This window comes from Mesorhizobium sp. B2-5-11 (assembly GCF_006440835.1).
Taxonomy (GTDB): domain Bacteria; phylum Pseudomonadota; class Alphaproteobacteria; order Rhizobiales; family Rhizobiaceae; genus Mesorhizobium.
Genome location: NZ_VFUK01000003.1, coordinates 355,516 through 369,019, shown reverse-complemented (window position 1 = coordinate 369,019; position 13,504 = coordinate 355,516). Strand labels below are relative to the sequence as shown.

Annotated in this window: 14 protein-coding genes; 8 read left to right on the top strand and 6 right to left on the bottom strand. The window is 63.8% G+C overall.

Features of this window, described 5'->3' with window-relative positions; all coding sequences use genetic code 11:
• Window positions 1-12 precede the first annotated feature (12 nt).
• Window positions 13-465, top strand: coding sequence for an Lrp/AsnC ligand binding domain-containing protein (locus FJ490_RS12750; RefSeq protein ID WP_140728934.1), 453 nt, complete (start codon window positions 13-15; stop codon window positions 463-465).
• Between the two features lies 1 nt (window position 466).
• On the opposite strand, the gene FJ490_RS12745 is transcribed toward FJ490_RS12750, so the two are convergent.
• Entirely contained in the window at window positions 467-1,666 is a 1,200-nt protein-coding gene (locus FJ490_RS12745; RefSeq protein ID WP_140656534.1) for a cytochrome c peroxidase, read from the bottom strand.
• Window positions 1,667-1,673: 7 nt separating this feature from the next.
• A complete protein-coding gene (locus FJ490_RS12740; RefSeq protein WP_140495703.1) occupies window positions 1,674-2,123 on the bottom strand; it encodes a FixH family protein in 450 nt (149 codons plus the stop codon).
• 151 nt (window positions 2,124-2,274) lie between these two features.
• Here FJ490_RS12740 and FJ490_RS12735 point away from each other — a divergent pair, with 151 nt between their 5' ends.
• Window positions 2,275-3,195, top strand: coding sequence for a sugar kinase (locus FJ490_RS12735; protein WP_140495702.1), 921 nt, complete (start codon window positions 2,275-2,277; stop codon window positions 3,193-3,195).
• A gap of 3 nt (window positions 3,196-3,198) precedes the next feature.
• Here FJ490_RS12735 and FJ490_RS12730 read toward each other — a convergent pair whose 3' ends face one another.
• The 3 genes from FJ490_RS12730 to FJ490_RS12720 form a co-directional block, all read right to left on the bottom strand.
• On the bottom strand, window positions 3,199-4,221 hold the full coding sequence (locus tag FJ490_RS12730) for an aldose epimerase family protein (RefSeq protein WP_140517222.1): 1,023 nt from the start codon (window positions 4,219-4,221) through the stop codon (window positions 3,199-3,201).
• Window positions 4,222-4,306: 85 nt separating this feature from the next.
• Window positions 4,307-5,764, bottom strand: a complete 1,458-nt coding sequence (locus FJ490_RS12725; protein WP_140564124.1) for an NAD-dependent succinate-semialdehyde dehydrogenase — start codon at window positions 5,762-5,764, stop codon at window positions 4,307-4,309.
• Between the two features lie 228 nt (window positions 5,765-5,992).
• On the bottom strand, window positions 5,993-6,943 hold the full coding sequence (locus FJ490_RS12720) for an AEC family transporter (protein ID WP_140564125.1): 951 nt from the start codon (window positions 6,941-6,943) through the stop codon (window positions 5,993-5,995).
• Between the two features lie 263 nt (window positions 6,944-7,206).
• On the opposite strand from FJ490_RS12720, the gene FJ490_RS12715 reads away from it, so the two are divergent.
• The 6 genes from FJ490_RS12715 (at window position 7,207) to FJ490_RS12690 (ending at window position 12,905) form a co-directional block, all read left to right on the top strand.
• Window positions 7,207-7,755: a histidine phosphatase family protein gene (locus FJ490_RS12715; protein WP_140517227.1), complete on the top strand. Its 549-nt coding sequence runs from the start codon at window positions 7,207-7,209 to the stop codon at window positions 7,753-7,755.
• Between the two features lie 303 nt (window positions 7,756-8,058).
• Complete coding sequence (locus tag FJ490_RS12710) at window positions 8,059-8,340, top strand: acyl carrier protein (RefSeq protein WP_010909964.1); 282 nt, start codon at window positions 8,059-8,061, stop codon at window positions 8,338-8,340.
• 17 nt (window positions 8,341-8,357) lie between these two features.
• Window positions 8,358-9,545 (top strand): beta-ketoacyl-ACP synthase, encoded by a 1,188-nt coding sequence (locus FJ490_RS12705; protein WP_140521073.1) that lies wholly within the window; start codon window positions 8,358-8,360, stop codon window positions 9,543-9,545.
• A gap of 41 nt (window positions 9,546-9,586) precedes the next feature.
• On the top strand, window positions 9,587-10,858 hold the full coding sequence (locus FJ490_RS12700) for a beta-ketoacyl-ACP synthase (RefSeq protein ID WP_140728935.1): 1,272 nt from the start codon (window positions 9,587-9,589) through the stop codon (window positions 10,856-10,858).
• A 37-nt stretch (window positions 10,859-10,895) separates the two neighbouring features.
• Window positions 10,896-11,924, top strand: coding sequence for a zinc-binding dehydrogenase (locus tag FJ490_RS12695; protein WP_140517233.1), 1,029 nt, complete (start codon window positions 10,896-10,898; stop codon window positions 11,922-11,924).
• 12 nt (window positions 11,925-11,936) lie between these two features.
• On the top strand, window positions 11,937-12,905 hold the full coding sequence (locus FJ490_RS12690) for a lipid A biosynthesis lauroyl acyltransferase (protein ID WP_224519172.1): 969 nt from the start codon (window positions 11,937-11,939) through the stop codon (window positions 12,903-12,905).
• Between the two features lie 44 nt (window positions 12,906-12,949).
• Here FJ490_RS12690 and FJ490_RS12685 read toward each other — a convergent pair whose 3' ends face one another.
• On the bottom strand, window positions 12,950-13,378 hold the full coding sequence (locus FJ490_RS12685; RefSeq protein ID WP_140728936.1) for a L,D-transpeptidase: 429 nt from the start codon (window positions 13,376-13,378) through the stop codon (window positions 12,950-12,952).
• Window positions 13,379-13,504 lie beyond the last annotated feature (126 nt).

Genomic DNA, 13,504 nt, shown 5'->3' with positions numbered 1-13,504 from the left:
GCTGCATTTTCGATGAGGGAAGACCAATTGGACCGCATCGACAGGAACATCCTGTCGGCGCTGGCAAGCGCCGGCAGGCTTTCCATGTCGGAGCTCGCCGCCAAGGTCGGCCTGTCCAAGACGCCGGTGCAGGCGCGGGTGAAGCGGCTGGAGAAGGAAGGCTACATCAGGGGCTACCAGGCGATTATCGACCGCGAGCGCATGGGCGAAGGCCATGTCGCCTTCGTCCAGGTGAAACTGTCCGACACCCGGTCCGCCGCGCTGGACGCTTTCAACCGCTCTGTCCAAGCCGTTCCGGAGATCGAACAGTGCCACATGATGGCGTCGAGCTTCGATTATCTGCTGAAGGTCCGCACCCGCGACATCGCCGCCTATCGCCGCGTGCTGGGCGAGCGCATCTCCGCCCTGCCCCATGTCGCCCAGACCTCGACCTTCGTGGCGATGGAGACTGTGAAGGATCGATAGTTCACTCCGCCAAGGTCTTCAAAAACGCCACCAGCGCCGCGCGCTCGCGGTCCGACAGCTCAAGCGGATGAATTTCGGATGTACCCTCAACGCTGGGGGCTGCCTTCGCGTAGTGCGCCACCACTTCGTCGAGCGACGCAAACTGACCGGCGTGCATGTAGGGCGGCCGCGTCGCCGCGCCGCGCAGCGAAGGCGTCTTGTAGGCGCGCACCAATTCCGGCGTATCCTTGACCATGAACCGCAATTCGCCGCAGGCGTCGACGTCGCCATCACGGTAGGCGCCGAAACAGTTGAACGGGTCGGCCTGAACTTGGCCTACCGCATCGACGCGGCCGCGATCCGGCGGCAGGCCCTTGACCGGCGGCACGCCGGTGTTGTGGAACCCATTGTCGGTGAAGCGCGGCCCATTGTGGCAGGTCACGCAATTGGCCTTGCCGATGAACAGTTTCAGGCCGAGGATTTCCTCCCGGGAGAAGGCGGCGTCGCCTTTCGGCTCGGCGCCGGTCGCCAGGTCCAGCGCGAACCGGTCGAAGCGGGTCTGCGGCGGCTCGATCGAGCGTTCGAAGGCAGCGATTGCCTTGCCGATGTTGGCGAACACCCGGTTTATCGCGTCACGCTGCTGGTCGCTCATGGCGCTCCATGCAGCCTTCTCGGCATCGCTGCCGAGCGGACTGGCATTGGCTGGTATGTCGGACAGATCGGGCAGCGGGCCGAAGATGCGCTCATAGCGGTCGCCGAAGCGCGCCTTGATGTAATGCGCATAGGCGGCACGGTTTCCCGCCTGCTCCAGCGGGTTCTCCAGCGGCGTGAGCGCCTGCGCCCACAGGCTGTCGCGCCGTCCGTCCCAGAAAAACCAGGGATCGCGCGCGATGCCGGCGAGCGGCATGGTACGCCGGTTCGTGCGGCCGACGCCAACCGCCTGCGGCAAGCCGTCCTGAAACTGCCGGTCGATCTTGTGGCAGGTCGAGCAGGACACCGTGCCGTCGCGGCTCATGCTGGCGTCGAAGAACAGCGTCGAGCCAAGGGCAGCGGCGGCCGGGACATCGGCGAACCGGTTGGTGGTGTCGGGTTTCAGGGCCGGCAGCCTCGACAGCGCCAGCGAGGCGATGGTCTTCTTCTCGGCATCGGAAAAGTCCGGCTTGCCGCAGCCGGCAAGGACGGCCATCGCCATCAAGACGAAAAAGCGCGCAAGACGCCTCATCTGCGGCTCACAGCACGACGTTGAAGACGACCGTATCCGACCCAGCCGTCGCGGAGATGGCAAAATGCAGCTGCCACCAGCCGCTCATGGTGAATTTCACGCCTTCGATGCGATAGCGCCCGTCGCCGAGATAGTCCGTCGCTTGCGGGCTGGTCGGCAGGCCGTGGCGGTGCTGCGGCATGCCTCCCGATACCGCGATCGCGGCCCCTTCCACCGGCGTCCCGGCTATCGTCTTCAACGTCAACAGCCAGGCTTCCAGTTCGCCTTGACGGACGACGCCGCGTTCCGGCGCGAAGCTCGCCATGAACAATCCGTTCTCGGTCTTTTTGGTTCGGGAGATATCCGGGCCGGCAACCTGCGCGGTTCGCGGTGCGGTCAGATAGACCACTGCCAGGATGCCAGCCAGCAAGGCTGCCAGACCAAGACCCGCCAAAAGATAACGCCATATCGAAGCCAAGCCGGTTCCTCTTCAGGGGATAACGTTTTGCCGCACCGATCGCATCCCGCCAAACCTGTTGGAATCGCAGGTGACGGAAAAAACCGCCCTTGCCAAGCATGGCGCTCTACTCTCCAAAAAGCTACAGCAGCATCGTAACAGGGGATGGATCATGATCGGCAAAGGTGTCGCCTCGATCGGCGAATGCATGATCGAGCTTTCGGGCCAAACGGGTTCGAACTGGCGCATGGGATTTGCCGGCGATACGTTCAACACGCTGTGGGCCCTGCATGCGCTGAGTGGAAGGCCAGCGACCTACGTCTCGGCTTTCGGAGACGATCCTTTCTCGCAAGACCAGATCGGCTTCTTCGCGGACAATGGCATCGGCATTGGCGAAAGCCCTGTTATCCCGGGGGCGCGGCCCGGCCTCTATGCCATCACGCTGACCGGCGCGGAACGCTCCTTCACCTATTGGCGCGGCGATGCGGCTGCCAGGCAGCTTGCCTCCAATCCGGCTGCGTTGGCAAAAAGCCTTGAAAAGCAGGCGCTTGTCTACTTTTCCGGAATCACTTTGGGAATTCTGGACTCCGCTGCGCGCGCCACGTTGCTATCGGCCGTGGCCGAGGCGCGATCCGCGGGGTCGCTGATCGCCTTCGATCCCAACTACCGGCCACGGCTGTGGCGCGATCGCGAGGAGGCGCAAGCCGCGATCCTGGAGGCGCTCGCCGTCACCGACATCGCATTGCCGACTTTCCCGGACGAGCAGATGCTGTTCGGCGATGAAGCGCCACAGGCAACGGCTGGGCGGCTCGGGCAACTGGTCGGCGAAGTCGTGGTCAAGAACGGGGAACAGCCGGCGCTGATCGTCGAGAACGGGACGCTGCGGGACGTTCAGGCGATCCATGTGGCCACGCCCGTCGACACCACGGGCGCGGGCGATTCCTTCAACGGCGGCTATCTCGCCGCGCGTCTCGCCGGACACACCCCTGCGGAGGCTACAAAGCGCGCGCACCGTGTCGCGGCCAGCGTGGTGCAGGTTCGCGGCGCATTGGCGCCATTCGAGACGTTGCGTGCGGCATTCGAAACGGATTGAGGGTCAGGGCAGCCGGAACCGATATTCCGTCACGTGATGGTAGATCGCACCCGGCCACAGCGTCGCCTGCGGGAAATACGGCCGGTTCGGCGCGTCCGGCCATATTTGCGGCTCCAGGCAGAAACCGCAGAAAGCTTTGTGGTTTCGCCCTTCCAGCCCCGTGCGCGGCGTCACATACTGGCCGGTATAGAGCTGGACGCCGGGCTCCGTGGTCCACAGTTCCATCTCGACGCCGGAGCTCGCGCCTTGCACCCACGCCGCCTGCTTGAGCGGCCCGCGCGCCGAAGCGAGGCAGAAGTTCTGGTCATAGGCAAGCTGCTCGCCCTCGATCTCCATGCGCAGCGGCCGTGCCTGGCGGAAATCGAAAGGCGTGCCGTCGACAGGCTTCACCGTGCCCGTTGGAATCATCTCGCCATCCACCGGCAGATAGGCGCCGGCATTGAGCATCATCCGGTGATCGAGGATGTCGCCCGTCCCGCCATCATCGAGATTGAAGTAGGAATGCTGCGTGAGATTGCACAGCGTCGGCTCCTCGCATGTGGCTGATATCTCGACGCTGAGCGTGCCGGGGATCTTCAGCCGGTAGGTGCAGGTGACGTCGAGTGCGCCGGGAAAGCCCATCGTGCCGTCGGGATCGTGCAGCGTCAGCGTGACGAAGTCCCGCCCGTGCAGCGAAACCGTCCACGGCCGATGGAAAAAGCCTTGCGAGCCTCCATGCAGCGTGTGCTTGTCGAGAAAATTGCGCTCGGTCTGGTAGCGCTTGCCGGCGATGGTGAAACGGCCGTCGCGGATGCGGTTGGCATAGCGGCCGACGACCGCGCCGAAGAAAGCCGTGTCGGTTTCATAGGATGATAGATTATCATAGCCGAGCACGAGAGGCGCATCGTGGCCGGCCAGGCGCAGGTCCTGGATGATCGCGCCGAGCCCAAGGATATTGGCGCTAAGTCCGCCGCCTCTGATGGTGAAGCGGCGAATCGGGTCGCCCGCCTGGGTGGTGCCGAAAACCTCGCCGTCCTTCATTGCCATGCCCGCAAACGTCAGTTGATCCAGACGGCCCGTTTCGTAGCCGGGGCAGGCAGATCATAGGCCTGCCTGTCCCGGCGACAGTCTATCAGAGGCCGAGGCCGCCGATGCAGACATATTTGGTGTCGAGGTAATCCTCGATACCCTGATGTCCGCCTTCCTTGCCGAGCCCGGACTCCTTGACGCCGCCGAACGGTGCTTCCGGCGTGGTGATCAGGCCTTCATTGACGCCGACCATGCCATATTTCAGCCCTTCCATGACGCGGAAGGCGCGGCCGAGATCGCCGGTGTAGAAATAGCAGGCGAGGCCGAATTCGGTGTCATTGGCAAGCGCAATCGCTTCTTCCTCGGTCTCGAACCTGAAGACGGGCGCCACCGGCCCGAATATCTCTTCCTTCATGAAGCGCATCTTGGGCGTCGCATCGGCGATGACGGTCGGCTGGAAGAACGAGCCGCCGAGCGCATGGCGCTTGCCGCCAGCGACGACCTTGCCGCCCTTCGAAGTCGCATCGGCGATCAGTTCCTCGACCTTCTCGACCGCCTTCTCGTCGATCAGCGGCCCCTGCTGCACGCCCTCCTCCAGGCCGGAGCCGACCTTCAGCTTGTCGCTGGCGGCAGCCAGCTTCTCGACGAACCGGTCATAGACGCCGGCCTGGACAAGGAAGCGGTTCGTACAGACGCAGGTCTGGCCCGAATTGCGGTACTTGGCCGTGATCGCACCGGCGACGGCGCGGTCGATGTCGGCGTCGTCGAAGACGATGAACGGCGCATTGCCGCCGAGCTCCATCGACACCTTCTTCACGGTGACGGACGACTTCTGGATCAGGATCTTGCCGACCTCGGTCGAGCCGGTAAAAGTGATCTTCTTGACCAGCGGATTGGCGCAGATCTCATCGCCGATTTCGCCGGCCGCACCGGTCAGGATGTTGATTACGCCCTTGGGGAAGCCGACTTCCTCGGCCAGCGCGCCCCAGGCGAGACCGGAGTAAGGCGTCTGCGAGGCGGGCTTGACCACGGCGGTGCAACCCGCGGCGAGTGCCGGGCCGAGCTTGCGGGCCAGCATCGAGGACGGGAAATTCCACGGCGTGATGGCGGCGATGACGCCGACCGGTTCCTTGGTCACCAGGATGCGGCGGTCCGCCCACGGCGACGGCACGACATCACCATAGGTGCGGCGGCCCTCCTCGGCGAACCACAGGATGTAGGAGGCGGCCGAGCCGATCTCGCCCTTCGATTCGAACAGCGACTTGCCCTGTTCAATGGTCAGGAGCTCCGCCAGAACGTCCTGATTGTCCATCATGGCATCGTGCAGCTTGCGCAGCAGCTTCGAGCGCTCGAGCGCGGTGGTCTTGCGCCAGGTCTTGAAAGCTTCGTCGGCGGCTTCGATGGCGCGGCGGGTCTCGATCTTGCCTGCCTTGGGCACGGTGCCGATCTTGAGGCCGGTTGCCGGATTGGTGACGTCGACCGTCTGGCCGCTGTCGGCCTGCACCCATTCGCCGTTGATGAGATTGGCCTGGCGCATGAAATGGCTGGTTTTCTGAAGCATGGTCTAGCCTCCGTTCGGCGCACTGACGGGCCGCTATCTGGATGTCTTCGATTAGCGCATCGGCGCTGGGGCCATTGCTCTTATCCTAGGGAAAGCCCCGCAAGCAATCGCAAGATGGCATATAGGGGTTATGCCAGTGCAAGGCGAGAGCCGAGGTTTGATTTCACCGCTGAGACATCGCGTCAAACCGGATTCACGCGAGCGGCTCAGACCCCGGTTTTATTCATGTCAGCCGAAGACGTGCACGCTCACCGCGAGCCAGCAAGCCGTGGTGACGACCGCGCTCGCGGTCGCGATGGTCATCTGGTTCGAAGCCAGCGCCTGGCCGGTGTTGAACTGCACGGCAATGAGATAGGAATTGATGCCGGATGGCAGCGCCGCCACCACGACCGCTACCTTGGCGGTCAAGGGCGGCAGGCCGAGCAACCAGACGAAGATCAGAACCAGCGCCGGCATCAGGAACAGCTTCAGCGTCGATAGCGCCAGCGCCGGGCGGACATTGCCTGATATGCCGAAGCGGCGCAGGCTGAGCCCCATGGCGAACAGCGCCACCGGCCCGGCGGTGCCGGCCAGCGCGTCCACCAGCCGCATGACCAGTTCGGGCAGCGGGATGCCGCTGAAGCGCCATGCGAGACCCAAAAGAATGCCGATGATTAGCGGATTGATGAACAGCCGCCTCAGGAAATTGCGGACGACGCGCACGGGGTGCACATGCTCGCCGCCGCCGCGGCCGAACATCTCGAACAGCACGATCGAAGCCATCATCATGACAGGCAGATGCACGGAAACCAGGAGCGACAGCACCTCGAATCCATCCCGCCCGAATATGCCGAGAATGAACGGCGCGCCGAGCAGGACAACATTGGAATAGGCCGACGACACCCCGCCGACGACACCCGCGCGTGCGTCGCGTCCGAATATCCGCGTGGTAACGACATGGCCGGCGGCCCAGGTGATTGCCACCGCCGCGAAATAGGCCCCCCATAGCGACCACGGTGCCACCCCGTGGAAATCGGCATTCACCATCGTCTGGAACAACAGCAGCGGCATCGCAACGCTGACCGCAAAATCGGATATCCCCTCGCCGCTCGCCGGCTTCATATAACCGGTGAACCCGGCGAGGTAGCCGAGCGCCACGAGGCTGAAGACGAAAAGGACGGTTTCGGTAAGCGGAGACATTTTTCCAGGGATAGGCGAGCCAAGGTCGCGGTGCAATCGCGCCCGAATTTCTTCGACCCCGAATTTGTTCTGCCAAGCGGGGCATCGCCGAAGGCGGCTGGACTTTTCCCATCCCGCTCACGACCGGAAGACCGATCTGGTGAAGCAGCGGATGACGAAGGAGAAGTGAGACCGCGGAGACCGCAGGCCTTTCGCTTGTCTTTGTACCTGCTTTCCGATCCCTATATGCGGATGGCCGGTACCCGGCTTCTGGAAGGATTACGATGATCCGATTTGCCTTGGCGTTGTTCCTGTTTGGCGTTCCGGCTGCAGCGCATGCGACGGATGCCGGCTGGGCGCTGCTGCGCGATGGCGGCCATGTCGTGCTTTTGCGCCATGCCATGGTCACCGGCACCACCGATCCCGCCAATTTTGATATCGACAGCTGCGCCACCCAGGTCAATCTGTCCGCACGCGGCAAGCAGCAGTCGAGCAAGATCGGCGCCTTGCTTGCCGCCCGCGCCGCGCCGATCGAGCGCGTGCTGTCCAGCCGCTATTGCCGCTGCCTCGACACCGCGCGCATCGCCTTCGAGACCGAGCCGGAGCCTTTCGCGCCGCTCGACCTGCTGAAGGGCGACGCGGCGCAAAAGGCGGCCCAGATCGCCGCGATCATGAAGGAAATCCGCGCCTATTCCGGCTCTGACAACCTGGTCATGGTCACTCATCTGGAAAATATCGCTGCGTTGACCGGCGTCTCGCCGCGCGAGGGCGAAGCCGTTGTCGTCGAGCCGCAGGGCGACGGTCTGCGTGTGCTCGGCCGGGTTACGTTCTAAATCGGGGCCGACCGGCGCATCCGCGAGCAGCCGCGCGTCGATGAGGACTTGCGACAGAGGTAATGTTGCCAAAATACCACCCAAAAAAGATGCCGCGCTAGGGCCGCGACAATGAGGCCAACATCATCCGCGGTCGCCAGCCATGGAGGGGCCGCCGGGTTGACCGGCGGCCCGTCTTGCGTTTCTTGGGCACGCTACCCATCTGCGCCCGGCGTATCAGGCCTTTTCCTGCCGGGAAAAACCGATTAGACAGCGCCCAAACAAGATGCGGACAGATTCCGCCCGCAACCGAAGGAAAAGCCCTTGTCCACCACGTTCGACAAAGTCGCCAAGATCATTGCCGACACCAGCGAGATCGATATCGACACCATCACGCCCGAGAGCCACACGATCGACGATCTCGGCATCGACAGCCTCGATTTCCTCGACATCGTCTTCGCCATCGACAAGGAATTCGGCATCAAGGTGCCGCTGGAAAAATGGACCCAGGAAGTCAATGACGGCAAGGCCTCGACGGACGATTACTTTGTCATGAAGAACCTGTGCGCCAAGATCGACGCACTGGTCGCCGCCAAGACCGCCTGATCCGTACCCGATCATCCATGAGCCCCCGCGACGTCGTCATCACCGGCATTGGCCTTGTCTCCTCGTTGGGAGAAGGCCCCGATGAACACTGGCGCAAGCTCACTCAGCCGGGTCAGAAGCCGGTGCTCGAAGCCGAGCGTTTCGCGCCCTACACCGTCCATCCGCTGCCGGAGATCGACTGGAACCTGCAGATCGCCAAGCGCGGCGACCAGCGCCAGATGGAAACCTGGCAAAGGCTCGGCACCTATGCCGCGGGTCTTGCGCTGGACGATGCCGGCATCAAGGGCAATGACGAGCTCTGCACGACCATGGACATGGTCGTGGCCGCCGGCGGCGGCGAGCGCGACGAAGCGGTCGATGCCGCCATCCTGGCCGCCTCAGAAAGCCGCAACGACCGTGACGTGCTGCTCAACGAGAAGCTCACCACCGAACTGCGCCCCACCCTGTTCCTGGCACAGCTTTCCAATCTGCTCGCCGGCAACATCTCCATCGTCCACAAGGTGACGGGATCGTCCAGGACCTTCATGGGCGAGGAAGGCGCCGGCGTAGCCGCCGTCGAGACGGCTGCCGCGCGCATTCGTTCCGGCCAGTCGACGCATATACTGGTGGGCGGCGCTTTCCAGACCGAACATTCCGATATGTTGCTCGGCTATGAGCTTGCCGGCTACCTGCATCGCGGCGCCTGGAAGCCCGTCTGGCAGCGGCAAGGCGCCGAAGGTGGCGGCGTGGTGTCGGGATCCGGCGGCGCTTTCCTGGTGCTGGAGCAGCGCGAACACGCGGCAAGCCGGGGGCGCAAGATCTATGCCGAGCTCGGCCCGGTCGTCTCCGGCCGTGCCAGGCGGCGGCAGGGCGAGCTCGATTCCGAGATCGCCGCGCTGCTCAAGAAGACCGCCGTGCCGAATGGCGGCTTGCTTTCCCTGTCTGGCGCCTCAGGCGCTCACGCGGCTACCGCCGCCGAGAAGTCGGCGTTCGACAGCAATCCCGCGATCGCGGTGCGCGGCTTCGCGACGCTGACCGGCCACATGAAGGAAGCGCAGTTTCCCTTCGCCGTGGCGCTGGCGGCGCTCGCCGTCGACCGCAAGGCCGCTTATCCCGTTTTCGATGCCGCTGCCGAGAAACCGTTCGAAGGCATTCCAAGAAGCGTCCTTGCAACGGCGATCGGCTACCACCAATTCGAGGGCATGGCGCTGGTCAACGCCGCATAGAGCGGCCAGCCACATACAACGACAAAGGTTAGGGCTTCCGGATGGCCAATCTCAGAGATCACATGGGCAGGCCGATCGTTGCCGTCACAGGCATCGGCGTGGTTACTTCCCTTGGAGCCGGCAAATCAGACAACTGGACGGCGCTGACCTCGGGCAGATCGGGCATCCACCCGATCACCCGCTTCCCTGTCGACCACCTCAACACCCGCATTTCCGGCATGGTCGATTTCCTTGCGTCGAGCTCGAAGGGCGCCAGCCCCCTCACATACGAACTGGCGGAGACGGCCGCGCAGGAAGCCGTTGCCGAAGCCGGCCTCAATTCCAGCGACTTCGGCGGACCGCTGTTTCTGGCCTCGCCGCCGGTCGAACTCGACTGGCATGAGCGGTTCGCGCTCTATAATTCCGACAAGCACGACGCCGGTGCCGAAAGGCTGCTTCGGGTGGCGCGCGGCCTGAAGGAGCTCGATACTTTCGAGACCACGCAGTTCGGGTCGATCGCCGACCGGCTCGCCGACCGTTTCGGCACGCGCGGCCTGCCGATCACGCTGTCGACCGCTTGCGCCTCCGGCGCCACGGCCATCCAGCTTGGGGTCGAGGCAATCCGCAGAGGCGAATGCGACCGGGCGCTGTCGATCGGCGCGGACGGCTCGGCGACCGCCGAGGCGCTGATCCGTTTTTCGCTGCTGTCGGCGCTTTCGACCCACAACGACATCCCGGAAAAGGCTTCCAAGCCCTTCTCCAAGGACCGCGACGGCTTCGTGCTGGCCGAAGGTTCCGGCGCTCTGGTGCTGGAATCGCTGGAGGCAGCGCTCGCCCGTGGAGCAAGCGTTCTGGGCATTCTGCGCGGCTGCGGCGAAAAGGCGGACGATTTCCACCGCACCCGCTCCAAGCCGGATGGTTCGCCGGCCATCGCGGCGGTGCGCGCCGCCCTCGCCGATGCCGGCCTGGGCGAGGACGAGATCAACTATGTCAACGCGCATGGCACCTCGACGCCGGAAAATGACAAGATGGAGCACCTGTCGCTGTCGACGGTGTTCGGCGAGCGGATCGGCTCGATGCCGATCTCGTCCAACAAGTCCATGATCGGCCATACGCTGTCCGCCGCCGGCGCGGTGGAAGCGGCGTTTTCTCTCATGACCATGCGCGAAGGCGTCATTCCGCCGACCATCAACTACGACAATCCCGATCCGGCGATCGTGCTCGATGTCGTGCCCAACAAGAAGCGCAATGCGCAGGTTGGCACCGTGCTTTCGAACTCCTTCGGCTTTGGCGGCCAGAACACTTGCCTTGTCATGGCGCGGGAACCGGTCTAAGCGAGCCACTTCCGCTAGAACAGAACCGACAGGCTCCATGCGCGCACTGCAACTTATCGAGGACCGCCGTCTTGAAACGGTGGACCTGCCGCCCCCGCCGCCGCCCGCGCTCGGCGAGGTGACGCTGCGCATCAAGGCAGTGGCGCTGAACCACATTGACGTCTGGGGCTGGCGCGGCATGGCTTTCGCCAAGCGCAAGCTGCCGCTGGTCGTCGGCGCGGAAGCCTCCGGCGAGGTCGAGACCGTCGGTCCCGGCGTTTCCGGCCTGCTACCGGGACAGTTGGTCTCGATCTACGGCGCGCGCACCTGCGGCCTTTGCCGTGCCTGCCGCGAAGGCCGCGACAATCTTTGCGAACACGTCTCGGGCGTTCATGGCTTCCACCTCGACGGCTTCGCGCAGGAGAAGATCAACCTGCCGGCGCGCCTGCTGGTCCCCGTCCCTCCAGGCGTGAGCGAGATCGGCGCGGCTGTCGCCCCCGTCACTTTCGGCACCGTCGAACACATGCTGTTCGACAATGCCAGGCTCGAGCCCGGCGAGACGATCCTAGTCCATGCCGGCGGATCCGGCATCGGCTCGGCCGCCATCCAGCTGGCGAAGCGGATGGGCTGCACGGTCATCACCACGGTCGGCTCGAACGACAAGATAGACAAGGCCAAGGCGCTCGGCGCCGATCATGTCATCAACTACCGTGACGACCGGTTCGAGGGCGTCGTGCGCAAGCTGACCAAGAAGAAGGGCGTCGACGTCGTCTTCGAACATGTCGGCGCCGACACTTTTGCCGGCTCGATGCTGTGCCTGAAGCGCGGTGGCCGGCTCGTCACCTGCGGCTCGACGTCCGGCGTGTCGGCGCAGGTCAATCTGATGCAGCTCTTCCAGCAGCAGTTGAAGCTGCTCGGCTCCTTCGGCTGCCGCATGGAGAACATGGCTGACGCCATGCAGAAGATGGCGGCGGGACAGGTCGCACCCGTCATCGATACCGAAGTCGGCTTCGACGACATCGACGCCGCGCTGAAGCGCATGGAAGGCCGCGACGTCTTTGGCAAGATCATCCTACGCGTCGTCTAGGCCCTGACTTCTGTGTTGAAGAAGCTTCGCCGCGACCTGATGTTCCGCTACGGCCGGCAATTGCGCCGGTTCGAGCACTGGCTGGTCGCGCGCATTGCGATGATCATCATCTCGGTGCTGCGCCTGCTGCCCCCCGACAGCGCGCTGAATTTCGCCGACCGCGTCGCCCGCCGCATCGGTCCATGGGTCGGACGCCATAATGTGGCCGTCGAGAATCTGCGCAAGGCCTATCCGCACAAGAGCGAAGCCGAGATCCAGGCCATCGCCTCCGACATGTGGGGCAACATGGCGCGTCTCGCCGCCGAATACATCTTTCTCGACGCCTTGTTCGACTACGATCCAGCCGCCACCAGTCCCGGCCGTGTCGAGGTCAGGGGAGTAGACCATTTCGTCGAGATCGCGGCCGAAAAGAAGCCGCACATCGTCTTCACCGGACATCTCGGCAATTTTGAATTGCTGCCGGTGGCGGCGGCTACTTTCGGCATGAATATCACCGCGCTGTTTCGCCCGCCCAACAATCCGTACCTGGCCGACTACATCCTCTCGACGCGCCGCGCGACCATGGGATCGTTGCTGCCCTCGATGGCGGGCGCTTCGTTCGCGCTCGCCTCGGTATTGGAAAACGGCGGCAATATCGGGGTCCTCGTCGACCAGAAGTTCACGGGCGGCCTGGAAACGACATTCTTCGGCCGCCCCTGCCAGAGCAATCGCGTGCTCGGCACACTTGCCCGTCATTATGATTGCGACGTCTACCCGGCGCGCTGCGTCAGGCTGCCGGGCAACCGCTTCAGGCTCGAGATTGAAGAGAAGCTGACATTGCCCCGCACCGCCGATGGCAGTGTCGACGTGCGCGCCACCACCCAGCTTCTCAACGACGTGGTCGAGCGCTGGGTGCGCGAGGATCCCGGCCAGTGGATGTGGTTCCACAAGAGATGGGACATCAGCCGCAAGCGACGCAAGGCAAAGACCCGAAGCGCCTAGCCTGAATCCGTCCGATGCGCCTCCGCCACAAGCCGGCTTAGCAGTCAGTTCCTCACGACGATGCGCGTGTTGCCGAAGCCGACTTCTCGCACCATCGAGTAGAAAGCCGCCGCATTGGCCGTATGCAGCCGCACGCAGCCATGCGACGCCGGTCGGCCGAGCTGCCTCACCGCGCCCGTTCCGTGGATGGCATAGCCGCCGTGGAAGAACACGGAATAAGGCATCGGCGACATGTCGTATTTGCGCGAATACCACATCCGGGCCGTTCGCTGCGGCCGGTAGGTGCCGCGTGGCGTGAAGTAGCCGGACCGAGCCGTGGACACGCTCCACCGGTAGACCTCCTGGCCGTACCTGACCGTCATCGTCTGCGACGACACGTCTATGTTTGCAATGAGGCTGGCTGCCCAGCTCTGCACCGAAGCACCCAACAGCATCGTGATAAGTGCTGCTGCCATGAGAACTGTCTTTTTCATGCGATCAACCCCCTTTGATTGCCCCTTGCCTGCCTTCACGTCGTTTTTCATCTCTTTAATGGCAGGTGAACGGCATAACATATACCATTGACCAATTCGCCAATCCAAAGCAGCGAATTTGAACGA